This window comes from Streptomyces sp. NPDC002181 (assembly GCF_042890485.1).
Classification (GTDB): Bacteria; Actinomycetota; Actinomycetes; order Streptomycetales; family Streptomycetaceae; genus Streptomyces.
Genome location: NZ_JBIASC010000007.1, coordinates 276,045 through 302,344 on the forward strand (window position 1 = coordinate 276,045; position 26,300 = coordinate 302,344).

Below are 26,300 nucleotides of genomic sequence, written 5' to 3' on the forward strand. Positions count from 1 at the left end.
CCGATCCGGCAACCGGCCCCTGAACGGCGAAGGCGGCTGCGGCACGTCATCCGTGCCGCAGCCGCAACGATGGGGCCGGGTTCGTGCCTGGCGAAGGATTTCCGGAGCCCTTTCGGGGCCCTTCCGGAGCCGTTCCGGAGCCGTTCCGGAGCCCTTCCGGAGCCCTTCCGGGGCCGTTCTGGAGACCTTCCCGGGCTCTTCCGGAGCGCCTGCGGAAGCTTTCCGGAGCCTTTCCGGACGCCTTTTGACGGGCTCAGGCGCCGGCGCCCTTTTCCTTCCGGGAGAGGAATGCCAGGGACAGGGCGGCCGCCAGCGCGGACACTCCCGCCACCACCCACATTCCGGTACCGATGCCCGCGTTGAACGAGGCGTTGACGGCCTCGGTCACGGCGGCCGAGGACCGGCCGCTGCCGTTGCCGCCGCTGCGCGCCACTTCGACGACCGCCGACGCGACCGGCTGGGGCACGTGCGCCGCCGCCAGCCGGTCCGGGAGCACGCCGATGAACCGTACGGCGAGCACCGACCCCAGGACCGCGGTCGCGAGCACCGAACCGACCTGCCGGAAAGCGGTGACCGCGTTGGAGGCCGAGCCCATCTGGGCCGGCTGCACCACCGCGAACGCGGCTGCCGTGGACGGCGCGACGACGAGACCGCTGCCCAGACCCAGCAGGGCCAGGCCCAGGGCCGTGATTCCGTACGCGCTGTCCGGCCGCTGCCCGACCAGGACGACCGCGGCGGCGCCCGTGATCACGGATCCGGCGGCCAGCAGCCTGCCCGGTCCCACCTTCGCCGCGATCCGCTGGGCCACCAGCGTGGACAGGACGAAAGCGACCATCGCGGGCAGCAGCTTCAAGCCCGTCTCCAGCGGCGGGGTCGCCTGGACCCGCTGGAGGAACATCACTTCGAGGAAGATGACGCCGACGAAGGTGAACAGCGCGCTCGCCGACACCACCAGCGTGGCCGAGACCCGCAGCGAGCCCATCATCCGGACGTCCAGCATCGGCACGGGAGCCCGCCGCTCCACCAGCACCAGGGCGGTCAGCGACACCGCCGCCACCACCAGCGAGGCCACCACCACCGGGTCGTCGTACCCGGCCCGCCCGCCGACGGCGATCCCGTACACCAGGGTGCCCAGGCCGACGACGGACAGGAACTGGCCGCCCAGGTCGAGGGCCCGGTCCGCGACCTTGGTCTCCTTCACCGCGTACAGCGCCAGCGCCACCGTCACCACGGCGATCGGCGTGTTCACGAGGTAGACGGCCGGCCAGTCGAAGCGGTCGAGCAGTGCGCCGCCGAGCAGCGGCCCGACCGCGAGACCCACCCCGGACATGGAAACCCAGATGGTGATGTAGCGCAGCATGCGCGGCAGGTCGACGAAGAAGGTCGTGGTGATGATGGCCAGCGACGTCGGCAGCACCAGCGCGCCGCCGATCCCGCTGATCGCCCGCCCCACCAGCACCTGCGCGAAACCGCTCGCCGTCGCGACCACGAGCGAACCGGCGGCGAGCGCCACCACACCGGTGACGAACACCCGGCGCCGGCCGAAGCGTTCGCCGAGCGCCCCGCCCGAGAGCACGCAGGCCGCCACGACCAGGGTGTACGTGCTCGACACCCAGCTCAGGTCGGCGGGCGGGACCTGCATGTCCACCTGGAGGGCGCGCAAGGTCGAGATCGCGGCCGTCACCTCGATGAAGGACATGAACAGTCCCAGACAGGCGACGGCCAGCACCAGCCTGCCGTGTTCGATCACCGGCTTCGCCGGCGCCTCGGCCGGCGTCTCGGCCGGCGTCCGGCCCACAGCGGTGCTCATCGGCCACCCTCCTTCTCGACCAGCCGTGCCACCGCGTCGTCCCAGGCCACCGGCAGCTCGTCGCGGTCGGCCGGATAGAAGACGAACACCGAACGGTCCATCACCTTCCGCAGCCGGCCGACGATCCGGGCGTGCGGATCGGAGCGGGAGAACCGGTCGAGGGACTCCTGGTCCGACCACGCGGACAGGGTCCAGAAGGTCTTCTTCATCGGCTCGGCCCGCAGCGAGGCACCGATCACCCCCGGCGCCGAACGCACCTGCTTCCAGACCACCAGCGACAGCAGGAAGAACTTGGGGACGTGGAGCAGGGAGGTGACCTGGAGCTTGGACGCCATGACCACGGCCTGGCCGGTGTCGGCTGGCGCGGCTCCGGCGGCGGCCCCTGGCATCCAGGGAATGGTGGGCATGGAGCTCTCTCCTCTACTACGGCATGCAACGCAGGACCACGGCGGAACGACCCGCCTCTGACAAGAGGCGGACGGCCGGCGCATCCGGACAGCGCGGAAGGAGGAACTTCATATCGTGGGAACAGTTGGCTCGATTCCGCCCTGTGCGCAACGAGTGCGGATCCGGACAGCGACCCCCCGCGCCATCGGCCATCCCGATGGGCGCCCGGGCATCCGTGATGCGCTGATTGACCCCCGCGCGGTGCCCCACCTACGTTTCGAGCCGTGCCGGCCCGCCACCGCTGCCGCCGCCGTCACCATCCCCACACCGGGTCTCGCGCCCCGCCACCGCCGTCGCCGCGCGGGCGACAGCACGAAGTCCCGCCCCCACCAGAGGTGTCACCCCTCTGCGCTCCAGCCGCCGTCGCGCAACGCGACCGGTTCCATGACCAACGCTCGAGCCGAAGGGCTGCCTGCCATGACCACCCGAGTCGCTGTCGTCGGTGCCGGCATATCCGGACTGTCCGCCGCCCACCACCTGCCGGACGACGTCGAAGTCACCGTGTACGAGAAGGACGACCGGCCCGGCGGCCACGCGCTGACCGTCGAGGTCGAGGAGGAGGACGGCCGCACGATCGGCATCGACACCGCCTTCGTGGTGTTCAACTCCCGTACGTACCCGCAGATCACGGCCTTCTTCGAGGAGATCGGCGCCCCCGCCCTCGACCACACGGGCGGCTTCGACTTCTTCGACCTCGACCGCGGCCTCGACTACGGGACGGCTGAATTCGAACTCTCCGAGGAGGAGATCGCCCGGCGCTATCCGGCCGACTTCCTCACCCTGTGGCGGGACGCCGAACGCTTCCACCGCGAGGCCCCGCGCGACTTCCTCCGCAAGCGCACCGACATGGCGCTCGGCGAGTACCTCCGGCGGGGCGGCTACTCCGACGCCTTCAAGTACGGCTACGTGGTGCTGCTCGCCACCGCCGTCTGGTCGGTCCCCGCCGAACTCATCTGGGAAATGCCCGCGACGACCGTCATCGCCTTCTTCATGTCGCACGACCCCGGCGGTCTCGGCGGACGCACCGTCGCCTGGAAGACCGTCGCCGGCGGCAGCATCGAATACGTCCGCAGGGTCGTCGCCGGCATCAACGGCAAGGTGCGCACCTCCAGCCCGGTCACCCGGGTCCGCGAAGAGGCGGACGGCGTGGTCGTCGCCACCGCCGACGGCGAGGAGCGCTACGACTACGCCGTCCTCGCCTCCCACGCCGACCAGACCCTCGCGATGCTGGAGGGGCCGACCGCCCTCCAGGCCGAGATCCTGGGCAAGGTCCGCTACAGCTCCACCAGCGCCGTCCTGCACACCGACCCCGCCGCCATGCCGCCCCACCGCGAGCGCTGGCAGAGCTGGAACTACGGGCTCAAGACGGTCGGCGGCCGCACCCGCACCTGGGTCGCGTACTACATGAACTCGCTCCAGGGCTTCACGGCGAGCAAGGACTACTTCGTCACGCTCGACTCCCCGATCGTCCCGCGCGACGAGTTCGTCATCCGCGAGCTGCCCTTCACCCATCCGATCATCGATCTCGACGTCCGCACGATGCAGCGCACCATCTACGACGTCAACGAGACCGGCCGGATCAAGCTCGCCGGCTCGTACTTCCACTCCCCGAAGATCGGCCACGACCTGATCGGGTCCCACGAGGCCGGATTCGTCTCCGGACTCAAGGCCGCCGAGTCCATCAACCGCGACATCAACCCCCGCGCCGTCAAGAAGTGAATCGAGGCAGTCCCATGCAGACCGTCACCGCAGTGGAAGCACAGGCCTGGCTGGTGGAGAAGCTGGCCGTCCGGCTGGGCGTCGAGCCCGCCGACATCGACGTCGACCGCTACTTCGACGAGTTCGACCTCGACTCGACCGAAGCCCTCATCCTCGCCGGCGAGCTGGAGAAGTGGCTCGGCTTCGAGCTGGAGGCGACCGCGCTCTGGTACCACCCCACCGTGGCCGCGCTGTCCGAGCACATCGCCGAGGAGAGCGCGCGCAATGTCGCCGCGGCCTGACCCGACCGCCGCCCGTCCCGTCCTGCGGCTCCTGCGGGACGCGGACGGCCCGGCCGGCCGCCGGATCTGCGCCGTCCACCCGGGCGCGCTGGCGGCCGCCGAGTGGGAGACGCTCGCCGCGCGCCTGCCCGCGGACACCGCCCTGCACCTGCTCGACCTGGGCAACGTCCCCGAGTTCCTCACCGCCGCCCTGGACCCCCGTGCGCCGGCCGTCTCCATCGGGGACCTGGCCGCCCGCTGCCTGGACGAACTGGCGGCGGCACGGATCGACACCGGGCCGTTCACCCTGGCCGGCTGGTCCTTCGGCGGAGTCGTGGCCTACGAGATCGCCGCCCGCCTCGACGCGACCGGCCGGGGCGCGCTCCTGCGGGACCTCGTCCTGCTCGACAGCATCGCACCCGTCCCCGCCTTCAAGCGCACCGACGAACTGCTCGACGCGGCGATGCTCCTCGACTGGTTCGTGATGTACCTCGGCGCCAAGCGCCGCAGTCCGTTCACCGTGAGCATCCCGCCGCTCGCCGTACCCGAGGACGGACTGCACCTGGTCCTCGACGCCGCCGTCGCCCAGGGCCTCCTGCCGGCCGACACGGAACTCGCCGGACTGCGCAAGCTGTACGCCGCCTACCAGGGCGGCCTGTCCCGCAACAACCGCTGCACCGCACCCTACGAGCCGGGCCCGCTGGAGCGGCCCCTCGCCCTCGTCAAGCCGGAGCGCTCCCTGCTCCCAGCCGAGGGCGACCTCGGCTGGAGCGGCCTCAGCAGCCACCCCGTACGGCAGGTGGACGTCCCCGGCGACCACTACACGATGCTTCGGGACCCCGAGGCCGTGAACGCGCTCGTCGGCCTGCTGGCCGGCTCGGCCGTCGTCTGAAACACCCGTGGATCTTGGGGGTGTCTTGCCGATCAGGTCGGATCAGGCCCCGCCCACCCGCCGCACTCGAACGAGAGGACCGTCGTGCACCACTCACGTCTGGCCGAGACACCCATCGCCATCGTCGGGTTGGCCGGCCTGTTCCCCCAGTCCCGCAACCTGCGCGAGTTCTGGCACAACATCGTCGAAGGAAACGACTGCATAGAAGACGTTCCGGCCGGCCACTGGAACCTCGACGACTACTACGATCCGGACCCCACCGCCGAGGACAAGACCTACGCCCGGCGCGGCGGATTCCTGCCCGAGATCGCCTTCAACCCCATGGAATTCGGCCTGCCGCCCAACACGCTGGAGGTCACCGACATCCTCCAGCTCCTCTCGCTGACCGTCGCACGCGACGTCCTGCGCGACGCCGGCACCGAGAACTCCGGCTGGTACGACCCCTCGCGCACCGGCGTCATCCTCGGCGTCACCGGCGCCAACTCCCTGACCCAGCCGCTCTCCGCACGCCTGCAGACCCCCATCCTCAAGGAGGTCGTCCGCAGCGTCGGCCTCAGCGAGGCCGAGGCGGACGAGGTCGCCGAGCGCTTCAAGAAGGCGTACATCCCCTGGGAGGAGAACTCCTTCCCCGGCATGCTCGGCAACGTCGTCGCCGGACGCATCGCCAACCGCTTCGACCTCGGCGGAACCAACTGCACCGTGGACGCGGCCTGCGCCAGCGCCCTCGCGGCGGTCAAGCTCGCCGTGAGCGAGCTGGTCGAGGGCCGCGCCGACCTGATGATCACCGGCGGCTGCGACGCCGAGAACACGATCCTCATGTACATGTGCTTCAGCAAGACCCCGGCCTTCTCCAAGACCCAGATGATCAGGCCCTTCGACGAATCCGCCGACGGAACCCTGATCGGCGAGGGCATCGGCATGCTCGCCCTCAAGCGCCTCGCCGACGCCGAGCGCGACGGCGACCGCATCTACTCCGTCCTGCGCGGCATAGGAACCTCCAGCGACGGCCGCTTCAAGAGCATCTACGCCCCGCGCGCCCAGGGCCAGCAGCTCGCCCTGCGCCGGGCGTACGAGGACGCGGACGTCGCGCCCGGATCCATCGAGCTCTTCGAGGCACACGGCACGGGCACCGCCGTCGGAGACCACACCGAGCTGTCCGCCCTCGGATCCTTCGTCGCCGAGGAGCAGGACGAGCGCGGCTACGCCGCCATCGGCAGCGTCAAGTCCCAGATCGGACACACCAAGGCGGCCGCGGGCGCGGCCGGGCTGATCAAGCTGGCGCTCTCCCTGCACCAGAAGATCCTGCCGCCCACCATCAACGTCGAGAAGCCCAGCAAGGCCGTCGACCCGGAGCACACCCCCTTCTACGTCAACTCCCAGGCACGCCCCTGGATCGCCGACCCCGGCCGCGACAAGCGCCGGGCGGCCGTGTCCTCCTTCGGCTTCGGCGGCACCAACTTCCACATGGTCCTGGAGGAGCACGACACCGCCGGCGGCAAGGTGCTCGGCCCCGTGGCCCGCACCGGCCTGTGGCACGCGGCCGACCCCGAGGCCCTCGCCCGCCGCCTGGAGCAGGGCGCCGCCCCCGACCCCCTCGGCTGGGTCCCCGCGGGCGACGCCCGCATCGGCATCGCGGCCCGCTCGGACGAGGAGTTCGACGCACTGCGCTCCACCGCCGTCGGGCTGCTGCGCGCCAAGCCCGGCGCGGACGCCTGGCAGCACCCCAAGGGCATCACCTACCGCCGCTCCGCTCTCCCCGCCGGCACCAAGACCGCCGCGGTCTTCGCCGGCCAGGGCAGCCAGTACACCGGCATGGGCCGCAGCGCGGCGCTCGCCGTGCCGCCCGTACTCGCCGCGTACGACCGGGCGAACCGGCTCACCGGCGGAACCCTGACCCTCGGCCGGGTCGTGTTCCCGGCGCCCGCGTTCGACGAGGCCACCCGAAAGGCCCAGGAGGAGACGCTGCGGCGCACCGAGTTCGCGCAGCCCGCGATCGGCGCCCTGTCCGCCGGCCAGTTCGCCTGGTTCCGTGAGCTCGGCTTCGCCCCCGAGGGCGTGATCGGCCACTCCTTCGGCGAGCTGACCGCGCTGTGGGCGGCCGGGGCCCTGGACGACGCCGGATTCGCAGAGCTGGCCCGGGCCCGGGGCCTTGCGATGGCGCCGCCCGCACAGGCCTCCGCCGACTTCGACCCCGGCGCCATGGCCGCGGTGCGCGGCGAGCTGAAGGCCGTCGAGGCCCTCATCGCCGGGTACCGGGACGTGAGCGTCTGCAACATCAACGCGCCCGGCCAGATCGTGGTCGGCGGCCCGACCGCCGAGATCGACCGTCTCGTCGCGGACGCCGCCTCCGGCGGAAAGATCCCCGCCAAGCGGCTCCCCGTCTCCGCGGCCTTCCACACCCGGTTCGTCGCCCACGCCGCCGAAACCTTCCGCGCGGCCGTCGAGAGCGTCGACCTGTCCGCGCCCCGGATACCCGTGTACGCGAACACCCCGGGCGCGTCCTACGGCACGGACACGGCGGCCGGCCGGCGCACCCTCGTCGACCAGCTGCTGCGCCCGGTCGCCTTCGCCGACCGCATCGAGGAGATGTACGCCGACGGCTTCCGCGTCTTCGTCGAGTTCGGACCCAAGCGGGTCCTCTCGGACCTCGTGGACAAGGTCCTCGAAGGCCGTGAGGGCGTCGTGACCGTGGCCGTCGACGGCGGCCCCGCCAAGGACAGCGAGATCGCGCTCAAGTACGCCGCGATCGAACTGGCCGTGCTCGGCCTGCCGGTCTCGGGCCTCGACGACCACACCGCCGCGGTGGTGGCGGCGCCGGCGGGCAAGGGCATGGCCATCCCGCTGCGCGGCATCAACTACGTCACCGACGCCCGGCGCGCGGCGTACAAGGAGTCCCTGGCCGAGCCCGTCACGCGGGCCGGAACCGAGTCCCTGCCGACGGCGACGGCGACGGCGCCGACGGCGGCGCCCGCGGCGGTACCGGCCGGGGCCGGCGCCGAGGCCGAGGGCCTCGGCGAGATCGCCCGCGAAGGGCTCGGCCTCCAGGCCGAGATCCTCGACGCGCACGTCGCAACGATCCGCGAGGCCGTCAAGACCCTTGAGGCGTCGGTCCGCTCCGGCGCCCACCCCGACGCGAACGCGGCGCTGCGCCTCATCGAGCAGCACGGCGCCTCGATCACGACGGCGCACGACCGGGCGACGCAGCTTCTGATCGAGGCGCTGAGGGGAGAAGGACAGCCGCCGACGGAGACCCCGGCGCCCGCCCCCGCCCCCGCCGCGCTGGCCGAGGCCGCCCCCGCCCCCGCCCCCGCTCCTGCTCCGGTGGCGGAGGCACCTGCCGCCGCTGTCGCCCCTGCCGCGCCTGCTCCGTCCGCCGAGGTGGATGCGGCGGTGCTCGAAGCGCTGCTCGAAGTGGTGGCGGAGAAGACCGGCTACCCGGTGGAGATGCTCGAACCCGGTATGGACGTCGAGGCGGACCTCGGTATCGACTCGATCAAGCGGGTTCAGATCATGGGTGCGTTGCAGGAGCGTTTCCCGGTGTCGGGTGACGTGGATCCGGAGCGCATGGCCGAGCTGCGGACCCTGGACGACATCGCCGGCTTCCTCGCCGAGGCGTCGGGTACGTCCACCCCCGCTGCGGCCCCGGCTGCCGCACCGGCCCCGGCTGCCGCACCGGCCCCGGCTGCTGAGCCGGTGTCGGTGGCTCCGGTGGCGGAGGTTCCTGCTGCCGTTCCCGCTGCTCCCGCCGAGGTGGATGCGGCGGTGCTGGAGGCTCTGCTGGAGGTGGTGGCGGAGAAGACCGGCTACCCGGTGGAGATGCTCGAACCCGGGATGGACGTCGAGGCGGATCTGGGGATCGACTCGATCAAGCGGGTTCAGATCATGGGTGCGTTGCAGGAGCGTTTCCCGGTGTCGGGTGACGTGGATCCGGAGCGCATGGCCGAGCTGCGGACCTTGGACGACATCGCCGGTTTCCTCGCCGAGGCGTCCGGCGTGTCCGCTCCTGCTCCGGTGGCTGCCGCCCCGGTGGTCGAGGCCGTCCCCGCTGCCGCTGCCGCTGCCGCTGCCGCTCCCGTTCCGTCGGCTGAGGTGGATGCGGCGGTGCTCGAAGCGCTGCTGGAGGTGGTGGCGGAGAAGACGGGTTATCCGGTGGAGATGCTGGAGCCCGGTATGGACGTCGAGGCGGATCTGGGGATCGACTCGATCAAGCGGGTTCAGATCATGGGTGCGTTGCAGGAGCGTTTCCCGGTGTCGGGTGACGTGGATCCGGAGCGCATGGCCGAGCTGAGGACGCTGGACGACATCGCGGGCTTCCTCGCCGAGGCCTCCGGCGCATCCGCCCCCGCCCCGGCTGCTGAGCCGGTGTCGGTGGCTCCGGTGGCGGAGGTTCCTGCTGCCGCCCCTGCCGCCCCTGCCGCCCCTGCCGCTCCCGTTCCGTCCGCCGAGGTCGATGCGGCGGTGCTCGAAGCGCTGCTCGAAGTGGTGGCGGAGAAGACCGGCTACCCGGTGGAGATGCTCGAACCCGGGATGGACGTCGAGGCGGATCTGGGGATCGACTCGATCAAGCGGGTTCAGATCATGGGTGCGTTGCAGGAGCGTTTCCCGGTCTCGGGTGACGTGGATCCCGAGCGCATGGCCGAGCTGCGGACCCTGGACGACATCGCCGGCTTCCTCGCCGAGGCCTCCGGGGCGTCCTCCCCGGCCGCGGTGACGGCACCCGTCGCAGCGGAGGCCCCGCTCGTCGTCACGTACCCCGAGGCGAACGGCGTGGGCCGGACCTTCGCGGCCGTACGCGAGCTGCCGGCGCCCTGCCGCTTGGTGGGGGCGTATGCCGAGCGCCGGACCGCGCTCGTCCTGGACGACGGCTCGGAGCTGACCCCCGCTCTGGTCGACGGGCTCAGCGCCGACGGCTGGCGGGTGGACGTCCTCGGACTTCCCGGCGCCGCCGCGTTCTCCGGGCGGGCCGACTCCGTCCGGTCCCTCCGTACCTGGGACGAGGAGGAACTCGCCGCCACCGTCACGGCCGAGCGGCTCGACCTCGTCGTGCAGATGGCCGCCGAGGGCGGCCGGGAGTGGACCGAGGGGGTCCGCCGCCTGGCGCACACCGTCCTCGTGGCCAAGCGCACCCAGGCCCCCCTGAAGGCCGCGGCCGCGGCCGGAGGCAGGGCGGCGTTCATCGCGGTGACCCGGCTGGACGGGGCGAACGGCTACCGCGGCAGCGGCGGCGGGGCGGCCCTGCTGGGTGGCGTGAGCGGGCTCGTCAAGACCCTCGCCATCGAGGTCCCGTCCCTGTTCACCCGGACCGTCGACCTCGCCCCCGGCCTGGACGACCGCACCGCCGTGACCCGCTTCCTGGACGAGATCCACGACGTGTCGACCGACACCGCCGACGTGGGCCACGACGCGGAGGGACGACGGACCGTCGTACCGTCCGCCGAGCCGCCCGCCGGCCACGTGACGGCCGTACCGGAGATCGGCGCACAGGACCTCCTCGTCGTCACGGGCGGCGCCCGCGGGATCACCGCGGACTGCCTCCTGGCGCTGGTGGAGGCCCGTCCCGCGGGTCTGCTGCTCCTCGGACGCAGCCAGGTGGGCGCCGAGCCCGACTGGGCCCGGGGCCTGGAGGGCGCGGCGCTCAAGGGCGCCATCGTCAAGCGGATCACCGGCGCGGGGGAGAAGCCCACCCCGCGCGGGGTCGAGGCGGTCTACCGCGAGGTGACCGGCAGCCGTGACGTCCGGGACAACCTCGACCGGCTGCGGGCGACCGGCGCGGACGTCGAGTACCTGGTGGTCGACATCACCGACGCCGCCGCGGTCCGCGGCGCCCTCGCACCGCACGCGGCGCGCGTCACCGGCGTCGTGCACGGCGCGGGCGTCCTGGCCGACCGGCTGATCTCCGACAAGACGCCGGAGGAGATCCAGCGCGTCCTCGGTACGAAGATCGTCGGCCTGGGCAACGTACTGGACGCGCTCCGCGGCACGGCCGACCTGCGCCACCTGGTGTTCTTCTCCTCGGTCGCCGGGTTCTTCGGAAACCGGGGCCAGTCGGACTACGCCGTGGCGAACGAGGCCCTCAACCGGCTCGCCGTACGCCTCAGGCACGAGCTGCCTTCGGCCCGCGTGACCTCCGTCAACTGGGGTGCGTGGGACGGCGGGATGGTCACCGACGACCTGCGCTCGATGTTCGCCTCGCGCGGTGTGGTGCTGGTGCCGGTCGCGACCGGTGCCGGCATGTTCGCCGAGCAGTTCACGGCCGCGCGCGGCCAGGACACGGTCATCGTCGCCGGCCCGCTGACACCGCTGTCCGCGCCGGCTTCGGCCGACGCCTCCGCCCCGGTTTCGCTGCTGATCGACCGCACGCTCGCCGACATCGCCGCCGAGCCCGTGCTCGCCGACCACGCGATCGACGGCAAGCGGGTGCTGCCCGCCACCGCCGCGCTGGGCGCGCTGGTCAACGCGACGGAGCGGGTGACGGGCGAGCCGGTGACCGAGGTGTCCGCGTTCAAGGTCTTCAAGGGCCTGGTGATGGACGCGGCCGAGGGCCCGGCGGCTTCGCGGCTGAGACTGTTCATCGAGCCCGGACCGGCCACCCGCCCCGACTCGGTCGAGGTGCTGGCCTCCGCGGTGGACGACGCCGGACAGAGCAGGCCTTCGTACGGGGCCAGGCTCGCCTCGGTCGCGCACACCGCACCTGCGGACCGTACGGACCTCGCCCGGGCCGCCCGTGAGGCGACCCGCACGGACGCGGCCCCCTTCTACCGGAACGGCACGCTCTTCCACGGCCCCGCGCTCCGCGGCCTGCGCTCGGTCCTCGTCGCCGAGGAGCGGTTGCTGCTGCTCGCCGCCCGGCTCGATGACGGACGGCCGGCGCGCGGCGCGTACCACGGGCGGTTCCACAGCCCGGTCCTGGCCGATCTGCTGCTCCAGTCGGCGCTGGTGTGGGTGCGGCGCTTCCGCAACCGGGCCTGCCTGCCGATGGAGGTCGCGAGCGTCCGCTTCCACGCGGAGCTCCCCGCCGACCAGGAGTTCCTGATCGCGGTGGAAAACGTGGTCGCCGGACCGGGCGGCATCTCCTGCTCGGTCACCGCCCTCGACCGCGAAGGCCGTGTGCTCCAGGTGCTGGACGGCGTCTCGCTCGTGGAAGACCCGCAGCTGGAGGGCAAGTTCGGGGCGATCGAGCGCACCGGCACGGCGCCCGTCTCCGTCTGACCCCCCCTCGGACGCGGGTCCGGGCCCGGATCCTTCCGGGCCCGGGCCCGGGCCCGGACCCGCGCCCACCCGAACGACAGGGTCCCGACCCAGGGTCCCCGCCCCACCCCACTCCGACTCCCGACCCCGACTCCCGAACCGATCCATTCGGACACCCGGAGGCTGACCCAATCATGGGCAAGTACGCGATCGTCGGCCTGGCCTGCCTCTTTCCGGGGGCGGGAACACCCGACGCCTACTGGCGCAACCTGATCGGCGGCGTGGACTCGCGCACCGACGGGGACGACCGGATCTTCGGGCACTCCCCGCAGACCCGGGAGACCGACCCGCAGGACAGACACCGCATCTACTGCACCCGGGGCGGCTTCCTGCGCACGTACGACGAGAACGCCACGGGTGCCGAGGGCTTCGATCCGGAGGGCTACCTCCTTCCTTCCGACTACCTGGCCGGTCTGGACCGCTCGTTCCACTGGGCGCTCCGGGTGGCCGGGGACGCACTGGCCGACGCGGGACATCCCCCGACCGCGGCCGGCCGGCAGGGCCGGAGGACCGGGGTGGTGTTCGGGAACTATCCGTTCCCCACCCCGGCCTCCGGACGGTTCGCCGGCGAGTTCTGGGACTCGGCCGTGGCCCGGGGCCTCGCGGACGCCGGACTGCCCGTCCCCGCCGGGGCGGTCGCGTCCGGCGGCTCGCCCGAGCCCGGTGCGGTCACCGCGCACAACCTCTGGGCGGGCGGCATGCCGGCCCGCGTCGTGGCGGCCGCCCTCGGCCTGGAGGGGCCGAGGTTCACCCTCGACGCCGCCTGCTCCTCCGCCCTGTACGCGCTGAAGCTGGCCTGCGCGCACCTGGAGACCGGACGCGCGGACCTGATGCTCGCGGGCGGGGTCTGCGCACCCGATCCGACCGTGATCCACCTTTCCTTCTCCGACCTGAGGGCCTACCCGCAGGACGGTTTCAGCCAGCCCTTCGACGCCCGCTCCCGAGGCATCGTGACCGGGCAGGGGGCCGCGATGATCGCGGTGAAGCGGCTCGCCGACGCGCGTCGCGACGGCGACCGCATCCACGCCGTCATCGACGCCCTCGCCCTGACCAACGACGGCCCCGGCAAGCACCTCCTCGCGCCCAACGAGGCCGGGCAGCTCGCCGCGTACGAACTCGCCTACCGCGAGGCGGGCGTCGACCCGTCCGCGATCCAGTACCTGGAGTGCCACGCCACCGGGACTCCGCTCGGCGACACCACCGAACTGGCGGGGGCCGAGGCCTTCTTCGGCCGGGGCCCGCTGCTGGGCTCGGTGAAGGCGAACATCGGCCACCTGCTGACCGTGGCCGGCATGTCCAGCCTCCTCAAGGTCGTGCTGTCCCTGTCGAACGGCGTCATACCGCCGACCATCGGTGTCGAGCGGCCGCTGCCCGACACGATCGCCGACCGGGTCGTGCGCGAGGCCGTGAGCTGGCCCGACCCGGCTCCGGGCGCTCCCCGCCGGGCGGGCGTCTCCGCGTTCGGCTTCGGCGGTACGAACGCCCACGTCGTGCTGTCGGCACCGGAGGCCGGGGCCGCCGAGTCGACCGGAGCGACCGGGGTGGCCGAGTCGACCGGGGCTGCCGGCGCGACCGGGGCCGCCGAGCCGCCGCCGCTCGCCGTGATCGGCATGGGCGCCCACTTCGGCTGCCACGCCACCCTCGACGCGTTCGAACGTGCGGGGTACGAGGGGCTGGACGCGGTGCGGGACCTGCCCGAACAGCGCTGGCGCGGCTTCGAGACCGTGGAGGACGGCCCCTTGGACCGGGCCGGCCTGGGCGGTGACGCGGCCCCCCGCGCCGCCTACATCGAGGACTTCGAGGTCGACACCACCTCGTACCGCATCCCGCCCAAGGACCTGGACCACTTCAACCAGCAGCAGCTGCTGATGATGCGCGTCGCCGACGAGGCGCTGCGCGACGCCGGGTACGAGCGCAAGCGCCCGGGTGCCGCCGCGGCCGGCTCCGGCCCGCGCCGGATCGGCGTGGTCATCGGCATGGAGATGGAGCCCAGCGCGCACGGTCACGGCTCCCGCTACGAACTGGGCCGCAAGCTCGCCGAATGGTGCGCGGCCGCCGGCGTCGAGCCCTCCCCGGAGCAGTTGGCGGCCCTCACCCGCGCCGCGCGCGACGGCGTCCACGACTCCATCGAGCCCAACGAGGTCCTCAGCTACATCGGCAACATCATGGCCAGCCGGGTCTCCTCCCTGTGGAACCTCACCGGCCCGTCCTTCACGCTGTCCTCCGACAGCGCGGTCGGCGTCGAAGCCCTCGACGTGGCCCGGCTGCTGCTGCTCGACCCCACCATCGAGGCCGTGCTCGTCGGCGCGGTCGACCTGGCCGCCGGACCGGAGAACACCCTGGCGCGCGAGCTGCTCGAACCGGGAACCGTCCGCGACGGGCTGCGCATCCTCGGCGAAGGCGCCGGCGCCGTCGTCGTCACCCGGCCGGAGGCGGTGCCGCAGGGACACCGGGTGTACGCCACGGTCGAGTCGATCGCCCTGCACCACGCTCCGGACGTCACCCCCGACGTGCGCGGCGAACTCGTCGAACGGGCCGCCCAGGACGCGCTCGCCGCGGCCGGTCTCGGCCCGGCGGACGTCGAGCTGGTCGAGGCCGGCGGCGGGCACGCGGCCGAAGTCGACGCTCTCGCCCGGGTCTGGACCGCGGACAGGGCCGGCGGAGAGCTGCGCACGGCCCTGTCCTCGGTCCGCGCGGCCGTCGGCGACACGGGATGCGCCTCCGGGCTCGCCGGACTCATCCGGGCCGCGCTCTGCCTGCACCACGCCTACTTCCCCGTCGCCCCGGAGGGGATCGGGGCCGGCGCGCCCGAGGGCTCGGCCTTCTTCCTGGCCGCCGATTCCCGTCCCTGGCTGCGCGCCCACCGCGACGGCCGGCGCGCCGCCTCCGTCAGCGTCGTCGGCACGGCCGGCAGCCACGCCCACCTCGTGCTCACGGGTGGCGGGGTCCGCGGCGAGATCACCGAGGCGGACTGGAGCCGCTCCGGCGGCAGCCTGGTCGTACCGGTCGCCGCGGACGACTTCGACGGACTGCTGGGCCGGCTGGCCCGGCTGCGCACGGTGATCACCGACGGCGGGGGGACCCCGGACTGGTGGGCGGAGTTCGCCGACCGGCCGGCCGAGGTCAAGGCCGTACTGGTGGCCGACGACCCGGCCGGACTCGTCCGGCAGATCGACCAGGCGATCAAGGACCTGCCCGGCGTGTGGCGGTCGGGCGGCGAATGGTCCTCCCCGTCGGGCAGCTGCTTCACCGCGCGGCCCCTCGGTCCCGGCGCCAAGGTCGCCCTGGTCTTCCCCGGGGCCTTCAACTCGTACCTGGGGCTCGGGCGTTCGATGTTCCGGGCCTTCCCCGGACTGCTGCCCCGCTTCGAGGCCCAGGCCGAACGCCCCGCCGAACTCCTGCGCTCCGCGGCGCTCTACCCCCGTTCGCGCGAGCCGCTGGGCCGGCGCGAGCTGATGGGGCTCGAAGGGGAACTGGTCGAGGACATCCCGCTCATGCTGGCGGCCGGCACGAGCTACGCCCTGCTCTCCACCGACCTGGTGCGGGAGGTCCTGGGCGTCCCGGTGGACGGCGCCTTCGGCTACAGCCTGGGCGAGAGCAGCATGCTCTTCGCCACCGGCGGCTGGGTGAAGAGCGCGCGCGGCGACGAGAAGATCAGTGCCTCGCCGCTCTTCGACGACATGCTGCGCGGACCCAAGCGGACCGTGCGCGCGCTGTGGGGTCTGGGCGACGAGGTCCCTGACGCGCAGGTGTGGGCCACGCACGTGCTGCTCGCGCCGGCCGAGGACGTACGGGCGGCCCTGCCGCGCTACGAGCGGGTGTTCATCACCCACGTCAACACACCGCAGGAGACGGTGGTCGCGGGCGATCCCGGACAGTGCCGCGACCTGATCGCCGAGCTGGCGTGCCGCAGCGCCCGCTCGCCCGCCAACCACGTCATGCACTGCCCCGTGGTGGACGGCGTCCTGACCGACCTCGCCGACCTCAACCGCTACCCGACGGGTGACGTGGGGGACCTCGTCCTCTACAGCAGCCGCCACTACGCGCCGGTGACGGACTTCGACGCGGACGCGGTGGCGGGGAACATCGCCGTGACGCTGCGCGAGACCGTGGACTTCCCGCGGCTGGTACGGCGCGCCCACGACGACGGCTACCGCTGCTTCATCGAGGTCGGCCCCAGCAGCACCTGCGCGCGCTGGATCCACGAGACCCTCGCCGGGGAGCCGCACCTGGCGGTGTCGGTCGACCGGCGGGGCGCACGGGGGGCGACGGACATCGCCCGCCTCGCGGCCCGCCTCGCCGCCCACGGCATCCCCGTGGACCTCGGGGCCTTCGCCCCGCTGCCGCACGGCCCCCGCCCTTCGCCGGGCCTGCGGGTCTTCCCCACGGGCGGCGCCCCGGTCCCGCCCCTGGTGGCGGCCGCCGCGGCTCCGACCGTGGGAGGCCTGGCGGCCGCTCCGGCGCGGCCGTCCGCGCCGGTCTCCATCGCCCCCACCGTCATCCCGAGCCCCGCCGCCACCCCGAGCCCCGCCAAGCCCACCCCCAAGCCCACCCCCACGCCCACCCCCACTGCCACGCCCATCCCCACCGCCATCCCCGCCGCCACGCCCGCCCCCGCCCCCACGCCCGCCACCATCCCCGCAGCCCTGTCCGCCCGACCCGCCGCCCCGCTCGCGGCGCCGGCGGGCGCGGGCCTGGCGGAGGCCGCTCCCGCCGCCGGGGCGCAGGGCCTCCTCACTGCCGATCCGGCGCCTGCCCAAGGCTCCGCAACCACCACGGAATGGGACACCGCGATGCCGACCCACCCCTCCGCGCAGTCGCCGGCGCCAGCCCTGGCACTGGAACGGGAGCCCATCACGATGATTCCGGCCGGCGCCGCCCTGCCGCCGGCCGGGCCGCGCCCGACCACCCCCGACGCCCCGCCCGGGCGCACCGCCACCGATGCGCCCCGGCCCGCCCCGCAGCCCGCGCGGACCCCGGCGAGGGCCGGCGAGGAGACCGCCGCCACCCTCGTGCGCGGGCTCCGCAGCGAGATGCTGGAGGCGCACCAGGAGGTGCTCCGGGCCCAGCGCGACCTGCGTGAGCAGCTCGTCGCCCTGCTCTCCGCCGGCGAGCCCGCCCCGACGTCCCCGAAGCCTGCCGCCTCCCCGGCGGCCCCGGCGCCGCAGACCCCCCGCCCTCCCAAGCCCGAGGGCGTCGTCTGGGACGAGCACGACCTCCTGGAGTTCGCGACCGGAAAGATCGGCAACGTCTTCGGCCCGCGCTTCGCCGAGATCGACGGGTACCGCCGCCGCGTCCGCCTCCCCGCCCCGCCCTACCACTTCGCGACCAGGGTGACCGCCCTGGAGGCCGAACCGGGCGAGTTCAAGCCCTCGTTCATCCGGACCGAGTACGACGTACCGGTCGACGCCTGGTACGCGGTCGACGGGCAGGTCCCCCCGGCCGTCACCATCGAGGCCGGCCAGTGCGACCTGCTCCTGATCAGCTACCTCGGCGCCGACTTCACCAACCGCGGCGACCGCGTCTACCGGCTGCTCGACAGCACCCTCAGCTTCGAAGGCGATCTGCCCCGCGTCGGCCAGACCCTGCGCTACGACATCTGGATCGACCAGTTCGTACAGCAGGGCGACACCCTCCTCTTCTTCTTCCACTACGACTGCTACGCCGACGGCGAGCTGATCCTCAAGCTCCACAACGCCTGCGCCGGCTTCTTCACCGACGAGGAACTGGAGAGCTCCCTGGGCATCCTCCAGGCGAAGGTCCGCCCGCCGGCCGGCGGCGGCACCTTCTCCGGTTCCAGCGCGTTCAAGCCGCTGGCCCGCACCGACCGCACCTCGCTCACCGCCGGGGACCTGGCACGGCTCGCCGAGGGGCGCATCGCCGAGGTGTTCGGCCCGGCGCACCGCCAGCCCGCCGACTGCAACACCTCCCTGCGGCTCCCGACCGAGCGGCTGCGCATGGCCGACGAGATCACCCTCCTCGACCGCAAGGGCGGCCCCTCGGGGCTGGGACGGATCGAGGCCGTGAAGCACCTCGTCCCGGACGGCTGGTACTTCACCAGCCACTTCCCGGACGACCCGGTCCTCGCGGGCTCGCTCGTCGCGGAGGGGGCCGTCCAGCTCCTGGAGGTGTACGCCCTCTCCCTCGGCCTGCACCTGTCCTTCCCCGACTCCCGCTTCCAGCCCGTTCCCGGTCTCAAGACGGACGTCAAGGTCCGCGGCCAGATCACCCCCGACACCGAGAAGATCGAGTACCGCGTCGACATCACCTCGCTCACCCTGCTGCCCCGCCCGTCGATCACCGCCGACGTGGTCGTCCTGAGGGACGGCAAGGCGTCGATCAGCGTCACCGGCCTGGGCATCCGGCTGGTGGAGAAGCCGGGCACCCCGTACCGCCCGGAGGCCGGCGGCAAGGTGGCGCACTTCCTCGGCCGCCTGAGCCCGGCCACCGGCCGGCCGGCGCTGCTGAACGAGTTCCACATGGCGCACGCGGCCAAGGGGGACCTGGCCACGGCGATGGGGCCCGAGTTCGAGGTCTACGCCGACAGCCGCGCCCCGTACATCCCCAACGGCGACTTCCTCTTCGTCGACCGCGTCATGGAACTGGAGGGCACCCGCGGCGTCCTCAAGCGCGGGGCCGTCATGGTCACCGAGTACGACTCCCCGGACGACGCCTGGTACTACGCCCACAACGGGCACCCGTCCATGCCCAACTGCGTGTACATGGAGTCGAGCCTCCAGGCGGCCATCCTGCTCGGCTACTACCTGGGCGCCACCCTGCCCTTCCCCGAAGAGCAGTTCAGCATCCGCAACCTCGACGGGCGCGCCACCCTGGTCAAGGACATCGACCTGCGGGGCAAGACCATCCAGCACCGCTCGACCCTGCTCTCCAGCGACCAGATGCCGGGCTCCATCCTCCAGAACTACCGCTACGAACTCTCCGCGGACGGCGAGGTCTTCTACACGGGCGAGTCGCTCTTCGGGTACTTCAGCGCGAAGGCCCTGGAGAACCAGGTCGGCCTGGACAAGGGCAAGCACGTGCTGCCCTGGCTGGACCGGTCCTCCCCGCGCCCCGCGGACGTCCGCCGCGTCGACCTCGCCGGCTACCGCGCCGCCGAGGCCGCCCGGCAGGCCCCCCGCCTCGGCGCGGGCCACCTCGACCTGGTCGAGTGGATCGACGTCGTCCCCGCCGGCGGCGACCACGGCCGCGGGTACCTGCGCGGACACCGCTCCATCCGCCCCGACGACTGGTACTTCTCCTGCCACTTCCACCGCGACCCGGTGATGCCCGGCTCGCTCGGCGTGGAGGCACTGCTCCAGGGCCTCCAGGTGTACGCCGTGGAGACCGGACTCACCGACGGCCTGGTCAACCCGCGCTTCGCCCTCCTCTCCGGCACCGAGACGACCTGGTCGTACCGCGGCCAGATCCTGCGCGACGACCCCGACATGGAGTTCGACGTGCACGTCAAGGACGTGGTCCGCGAGCCGGGCCGGATCCGGCTGATCGGCGACGCGAGCGTCTGGAAGTCCACCCTGCGGATCTACCAGCTGGGCGGCATCGGCATCGAGATCCACCACGACCAGGTCTGATCCCCGCGCACGACCGACAGGAGACGCAGCATGACCAGCGATCAGTACCGCCCGAGGTGGACCGGGCCGGGAGAGCCGGCCGTCGGCGACACCGGGGTCTACGAAACCCTGATGCGCCTCGACGAGCCCGTCCACATCGTGCGGGGACCGTACGGGCTGGGCGCGGCCGCCGGCGGGCAGGTCACCGCCGACGGCCCCCACGAGATCGTCGCCGCCGTACCGCCGCTCGGCCCCGAACGGCTCGGCAGCGCCGCCTTCCTCGCCGCGCACGGCATCCGGCAGGCCTACATGAGCGGTGCCATGGCCAACGGCATCGCCTCCGCCGACATGGTCGTCGCCATGGCCCGGGCGGGCTTCCTCGGCTCGTACGGGGCGGCCGGACTGCTCCCCGAGGCGGTGGAGAAGGCCCTGATCCGCTTCCGCGACGAGATCCCCGGCCTCGGCTACGCCTGCAACCTGATCCACAGCCCGAGCGAGGACCGCCTGGAGCGCTCCGCCGTCGACCTCTTCCTCGCGTACGGCGTGCCCTGCGTGGAGGCTTCCGCCTTCCTCAAACTCACCCCGCACCTGGTCCGCTACCGGCTGGCCGGTCTGCGCGCGGGAGGCCCGCACGGAGTCGTCGCGGCCAACCGGGTCATCGCCAAGATCTCCCGTACCGAGACGGCCGAGCTCTTCATGCGTCCCGCGCCGGAGGCCATCGTGCGGCAGCTGCTCGCCGACGGCCTCATCACCGAGGAACAGGCCCGGCTCGCCCCGCGGGTACCGCTCGCCGACGACATCACCGTGGAAGCGGACTCGGGAGGACACACCGACCGCCGGCCGCTCCCCGCCCTGCTTCCGGTGATCATGCGGCAGCGCGACGCGATCATGCAGGAGGCCGGCTACCCCGAGCGCATACGGATCGGCGCCGCCGGCGGCATCGGGACCCCGGACGCGGCCGCCGCCGCGTTCGCCATGGGCGCCGACTACATCGTCACCGGATCCGTCAACCAGTCGTGTCTTGAGGCCGGCACCTCCGCGCAGGTCAAGCAGATGCTCGCCCAGGCCGGCATCGCAGATTTCGAGATGGCCCCGGCGGCCGACATGTTCGAGATGGGCGTAGAGCTCCAGGTCCTCAAGCGCGGCACGTTCTTCCCCATGCGCGCCAAGCAGCTCTACGAGCTCTACCGCACGTACGACGGCATCGAGGAGATCCCCGCCGACGTGCGCGAGCGGGTGGAGAAGCAGATCTTCCGCAGGCCCCTGGAGAGCGTCTGGGAGGAGACCGCCGAGTACTTCCGGCGCCGCGACCCCGACCAGCTCGTCCGGGCCGAAGGGCACCCCAAGCGGCGGGCGGCGCTCGTCTTCCGCTGGTACCTGGGGATGGCCTCGCGCTGGGCGAAGACCGGTGAGGCCGACCGCGCCGTCGACTACCAGATCTGGTGCGGACCGGCGATGGGCAGCTTCAACGCATGGGTCCGCGGGACCTACCTGGCCGCGCCCGAGCACCGCAGGGTCGCCGACGTGGCCCGGCAGATCATGACGGGTGCGGCGTTCCACCAGCGGCTCGCCATGCTGCGGGCGGCCGGCATCGCCTTCCCCGCGGGCATCACCACGCGGCCGTCCCCCGAGGACACGGCCTCCTTCGACCGCGCCGTCGGGGTGGGACGGTGACGGTCGCGAGCCCGCCCGCCGCCGGCCGCGCCCGCGTGCCCGGCGCGGCCCCCGCCGAGCCGGCCGGGCCCCACGCCGAAGCCGAGCGCCTGGACGGCCGGCTCGGCGACCCCTGGTCGCCGGAGAACCCCTTCGGCTTCGCGGCGGGCGCGGCCCGGGACGCCGAAGAGGCGTACCCCCGGCAGGCCGAGGAGCTGCTGCGCGCGGAGGGCTTCCACCTGTGCCACCTTCCCGCCTCCCTCGGCGGGAACCTGCGCTCCTTCGAGGACGCCCAGATCCTGGTCCGCGTCTGCGCCCGCCGCGACGTCAACGTCATGCCCGCCACCATGTTCAGCATCTCGGCCCTCATGACCGTCCTCGCCGCCGGCACGGCCGACCAGCACCGGCTGGTGGCCGGCTGGCTGCGCGAGGGCCGCACGATCGCCTTCGGGCTGTCCGAGGAGCAGGCCGGCAGCGACGTGCTCGCCAACACCTGCCGGCTGACCGGCGAGGGCACCCTGCACGGCTCGAAATGGCTCGTCGGACGGGCGAACACCGCCGACGCCGCCGTGATCGTGGCCCGTACCTCGGAGCGGGGCGCCGGCGCGTTCACGGCCGTGCTGCTCGGACCCGAGGAGCTCGCCGACCCCCGCGTGCGCAGGGCGGCGCCGCAGCGCACCACCGGGATGCGCGGCATCGACTTCGCGGACCTGGAGTTCGACGGACTGGCCGTCGCGCCGCACGCGGTCGTCGGGGACGTCGGCAGCGGTCTGGAAGGCGCGCTGCGCGCCCAGCAGATCGTCCGGCTGATGAGCACGGCCGGCTGTCTGGCCACCGCCGACACGGCGCTGCGCACGGCGCTCCGGTTCGCCCGCGGGCACCGTACGGGCGGCGTACCGGTCGCGGACACGCCGTACGGATCACGTGAACTCGCCCTGGCCGCCGCCGAACTGATCGCCACCGACCTCGCGGTGCTGGTCGCCGCGCGCCAGGTGCACCTCGCACCCGGTGCGTTCGGTCTGGCGTCCTCGGTCGTCAAGCACGTCGCCACGCGCCTGACCGCCTCCTGCGTCACCCGTGCACGCGCCGTGGTCGGCGCCCGGTCGGTCCTGCGGGACGGTCCGGGCGGGGTGCTCGACAAGGCGGTACGGGACAACGCGATGGTCGCGGTCATCGACACCAGCGTCCTCGGCAACCTGCGCGCCCTGGCGATGCACCTCCCCTCGTACGCGCCGGCGTTCGCGGACGCCGCGGGGTCCGGGGGTGCGGCCGACCCGGAGCGCGAACAGCGGCTCCGCGCCCTGTTCGACCTGGGCGACCGGGCATCGCTCCCCGAGCTGCGGGCCGCCGGCCTCGACCTCGGGGTGCGGCCGAAGGACGACGTCCTGCTCGGATTCGCGGCGCACGCCGACGCGATCGCCGCCGAACTGGTCGGCCGGGGCGAGGCCCGGGCCGCGGAGCTGGTCGCGGGGGTACGGGCCGCACTGGCCGCCGTGACCGCGAGCGCCGCCGAAGCGCAGCGGGACCGCACCCGGTCGGCGAAGGCCTCCGCGGAGCCGCTGGACCTCGCCGACCGCCTGTGCGTGCTCCACGCGGCCGCCACCGCGGCCCTGGCCTGGTGGTACCACCGCGAGGGCCGCGGCCTCTACGCCGCCGCCCCCGGCGACGCGGGGTGGCTCACCGCGGTCCTCGCCCTGCTCGCGGCCCTCGCCGACGGGCGGGACCCGCGCACCGCGGCGGGCCGGGACCTCGCCCCGGCCGGCCGGCTGGCCGCCGCCCTCGACGGGGCGGGGCTGCTGTTCACCGCCCTCCCGGTGCGGCTGAGCGACTCCGTCCCGCAGAACGCGAACGACGAGCACGACGAGCACGACGAGAACAGCGCGGACAGCGCGAAGAACCCGACGGACGACAGGAACGAGGAGGCCGACCCGCGATGACCGATCTGCCGGCCCTCATGGCCGATCTGGAGCGCCACCTGGGCGACCCGTTCGCCCAGGACGGCCCCATGCCCTTCAGCCGCGTCCTCGACATGGACGAACGGGAGGAGTACCCGCACGAGTTCGTCGACCTGCTCGCCTCCTGGGGACTGTACGACTGGATCATCCCCGTCGAGGCCGGCGGCCGGGCCGTCCACGTCCAGGACGGCTTCAACCTCTACCGGCTGGTCGCGCGCCGCGACCCGACCACCGCGACCGCGATGGTCATCACCACCCTCAGCTACATGTCGGTGTGGACCGCGGGCACCCCCGAGCAGCGCCGCCACTTCGCCGACGTCATCAGGAGCGGCCGCAAGCTGGCCTGGGGCCTGTCCGAACGCAGGCACGGCAGTGACGTCCTCGCCAACGAGACCACCGCCCGCCGTACCGAGGGGGGCTGGCTGCTCGACGGCGAGAAGTGGACGATCGGCAACGCCACCGTCGCCGACGTGGTGATGGTCTTCGCCCGTACCTCCGACAAGGGCGGCCCCGGCGGCTACACGGTGTTCGCCGTCGAGAAGGGAACGCTCTCACCGGGCGCGTGCGAGCCCCTGCCGCACGACCCGCTGCACGGCCTGCGCGGCCTGGACATGAGCGGCGTACGGCTGCGCGAGTGCTTCGTACCGGACTCCGCGGTCGTGGGGCGGGTCGGCCAGGGCCTGGAGGTGGCGCTCAAGAGCAGCCAGCTCGCCCGGGTGGCGATCACCAGCATCGCCATGAGCTGCGCGGACACCGCGCTGCGCACCACCCTCGACTTCGCCACGCGGCGCATGATCTTCGGCGGGCCCGTCTCCGAGGTGCCGTACTCCCGGCTCCAGCTGGTCGAGAGCTACGCGGACCTGCTGATCGCCGACGCGCTGACCACCGGCGCCGTGCGCAGCCTCCAGCTCGCGCCGGAGCAGGCGAGCATCTGGTCGTCGGTCGTGAAGTACTTCGTCCCCACCCTGCTCCAGGAGACGCTCGCACGGCTCGCGACCGTGCTCGGCGCCCGCCACTACCTGAGGACCCACCCCCGGTACGGCATCTTCCAGAAGGCGGTCCGGGACTTCGCGATCGCCGATTTCGCCGACGGGAACACCGTGGTGAACCTCAAGAACATCGCCCTCCAGCTGGGGAACCTGGTGGCCACCGCCGTCGACCAGGACCCCGTGAAGGTGGCGGCGGCGGTGGGGAGGACCGCGGCGCTCTTCGACCCCGCCCACCCCATGGAGCCCTACCAGCCCGCCGACCAGCAGCTGTTCAGCCGGGGCGTGGACGACCCGGTGCTCGCCCTGCGCTCCGCGGTCGACGCACTGCACCGGGCCGCGGCCGAAGCCTCCGGAAGCGACGCCGCGTGCCTGGCCGCGGCGGCGGACACGGCCGGCGAGATCGCCGGCGAACTCGACCGCATCGCCGAGGAGCACCGCAAACTCTTCTCCGACCTCGGCAAGGCGGCCGGCCAGTCCGCCGAACTGTACGACCTGGCCAAGCAGTACACCTTCGTCTCGGCCGCGGCCGCCCTCGTCCACCTCCACCTGAACGGCCGCGACGCCGTGGATCCGGCCCTGCGCTCGCCCGCGGTGCTCCTGGTCTGCCTGGAGCGGATCCTGCGGCGCTTCCACCCCACCCGGCGGGTGGCCGGCCCGCAGGAGGTCGCCGTGGTCGCCGAGGCGCTGTACCGCGCACACGGCGAGGGCCGGCTCTTCTCGTTCCGGTCCTTCCCCGTCAACTGGTAGCTCCAGGAAGGAGGCACCTCCCATGGACGGCACCGCTCCGTTCGCCGACCCGCTCGCCGACACGGCCGAGGTCTGGCTGCTCGCCGAGGAGGACGTCGACCGTTTCGCCGAGGCGACGGGCGGTGTCGAGCTGCTGACGGACGAGGAGCGGGCCCGGCACGACCGGCTCCTGTTCCCCGCCGCCCGCAGGCGCTTCCTCGGCGCCCGGCTGCTCTCCCGGCAGGTCCTGTCCCGCTACGCCGACGTCCCGCCCGACTCCTGGCGGTTCCGGGCCGGCATGTACGGCCGCCCCGAGGTCGAGGGCTGCACCTGGGGGCTCGACTTCAACATCACCCACACCAACGGCCTCATCGCCGCCATCGTGGTCCGCGGGCGGACGGCGGGAGTGGACGCCGAGGCCACTCCCGCCAACCCCGAGGCGATGCAGTTCGCCCCCAAGGTGTTCACCCCGCTGGAGAACGAGGTGCTCCGCCGCAACCGGGAGGACCAGCGCGGGCACGCCTTCGCCGACTCGTGGGTGGCCAAGGAGGCGTACACGAAGGCCACCGGAATGGGCATGTGCCGGGGTTTCGACGCCTTCTCCGTGCACCGGCTGCGCGACGGGGGCCTCGCCGTCGTCGACGAGGACATCCCCGAGACGGAACGGGACCTGTGGCAGGTACAGGTCCTCCAGGTGTGGGACCGCTTCGCGCTCGGCGTGGCCATCCGGGCCGACCGCAGCGACCGGGGGCCGCTGCCGGTCCGGCTGCGCTCGGCCATCCCCGAACTCCTGCCGGCCGCGGCGCGCCTCTGACCTGCCGCGGCGGCACACCGGACCGGCGCTGTCCACCAGTGGCCGGTCCGCTTGCTGACAGCCGGTCCCGCTTGCCGCTGCCGACCGGGACGGCTTCCATGGAAATCGCCGCTTCGGAACACTTCCCGGTATCCCGCACAGCCCACCCCGGAGGAATTCTCATGCCCCGAAAAGGGAACGCGGAACTGCTCGCGGGGTGCTCGCGGGGAGAACAGGATT

The 26,300-nt window shown here is 73.2% G+C and carries 11 protein-coding genes; 9 read left to right on the plus strand and 2 right to left on the minus strand.

Translation table 11 applies throughout. From position 1 onward, the window contains the following. Positions 1 to 253: 253 nt before the first annotated feature. Together ACFYXV_RS19920 and ACFYXV_RS19925 are read right to left on the minus strand one after the other, a co-directional pair. Positions 254 to 1,810 carry an MFS transporter gene (locus ACFYXV_RS19920; RefSeq protein WP_385470031.1) on the minus strand — a complete coding sequence of 519 codons (1,557 nt, stop codon included), beginning with the start codon at positions 1,808 to 1,810 and terminating at the stop codon, positions 254 to 256. After that, positions 1,807 to 2,217 (minus strand): DUF3291 domain-containing protein, encoded by a 411-nt coding sequence (locus tag ACFYXV_RS19925; RefSeq protein ID WP_383347588.1) that lies wholly within the window; start codon positions 2,215 to 2,217, stop codon positions 1,807 to 1,809. Before ACFYXV_RS19925 ends, ACFYXV_RS19920 begins: the two co-directional genes overlap by 4 nt. 457 nt (positions 2,218 to 2,674) lie before the next feature. On the opposite strand from ACFYXV_RS19925, the gene ACFYXV_RS19930 reads away from it, so the two are divergent. The 9 genes from ACFYXV_RS19930 (at position 2,675) to ACFYXV_RS19970 (ending at position 26,081) form a co-directional block, all read left to right on the plus strand. Then, positions 2,675 to 3,976, plus strand: coding sequence for an NAD(P)/FAD-dependent oxidoreductase (locus tag ACFYXV_RS19930; RefSeq protein WP_385470029.1), 1,302 nt, complete (start codon positions 2,675 to 2,677; stop codon positions 3,974 to 3,976). Between the two features lie 14 nt (positions 3,977 to 3,990). After that, entirely contained in the window at positions 3,991 to 4,257 is a 267-nt protein-coding gene (locus ACFYXV_RS19935) for an acyl carrier protein (RefSeq protein ID WP_132760294.1), read from the plus strand. Continuing rightward, complete coding sequence (locus tag ACFYXV_RS19940; RefSeq protein ID WP_389383631.1) at positions 4,241 to 5,128, plus strand: alpha/beta fold hydrolase; 888 nt, start codon at positions 4,241 to 4,243, stop codon at positions 5,126 to 5,128. Before ACFYXV_RS19935 ends, ACFYXV_RS19940 begins: the two co-directional genes overlap by 17 nt. An 84-nt stretch (positions 5,129 to 5,212) precedes the next feature. Continuing rightward, on the plus strand, positions 5,213 to 12,337 hold the full coding sequence (locus ACFYXV_RS19945; RefSeq protein ID WP_389383632.1) for an SDR family NAD(P)-dependent oxidoreductase: 7,125 nt from the start codon (positions 5,213 to 5,215) through the stop codon (positions 12,335 to 12,337). Positions 12,338 to 12,510: 173 nt separating this feature from the next. Further along, positions 12,511 to 19,965, plus strand: coding sequence for a beta-ketoacyl synthase N-terminal-like domain-containing protein (locus ACFYXV_RS19950; RefSeq protein WP_389383633.1), 7,455 nt, complete (start codon positions 12,511 to 12,513; stop codon positions 19,963 to 19,965). 30 nt (positions 19,966 to 19,995) lie between these two features. Next, positions 19,996 to 21,618, plus strand: a complete 1,623-nt coding sequence (locus ACFYXV_RS19955) for a PfaD family polyunsaturated fatty acid/polyketide biosynthesis protein (protein ID WP_389383634.1) — start codon at positions 19,996 to 19,998, stop codon at positions 21,616 to 21,618. Then, the gene (locus ACFYXV_RS19960; protein WP_389383635.1) at positions 21,615 to 23,534 is read left to right on the plus strand and encodes an acyl-CoA dehydrogenase family protein; all 1,920 of its coding nucleotides are present in this window, start codon (positions 21,615 to 21,617) and stop codon (positions 23,532 to 23,534) included. Before ACFYXV_RS19955 ends, ACFYXV_RS19960 begins: the two co-directional genes overlap by 4 nt. Continuing rightward, on the plus strand, positions 23,531 to 25,288 hold the full coding sequence (locus ACFYXV_RS19965; protein ID WP_385466437.1) for an acyl-CoA dehydrogenase family protein: 1,758 nt from the start codon (positions 23,531 to 23,533) through the stop codon (positions 25,286 to 25,288). Before ACFYXV_RS19960 ends, ACFYXV_RS19965 begins: the two co-directional genes overlap by 4 nt. Positions 25,289 to 25,310: 22 nt before the next feature. Next, a complete protein-coding gene (locus ACFYXV_RS19970) occupies positions 25,311 to 26,081 on the plus strand; it encodes a 4'-phosphopantetheinyl transferase family protein (RefSeq protein ID WP_389383636.1) in 771 nt (256 codons plus the stop codon). Positions 26,082 to 26,300: the final 219 nt, after the last annotated feature.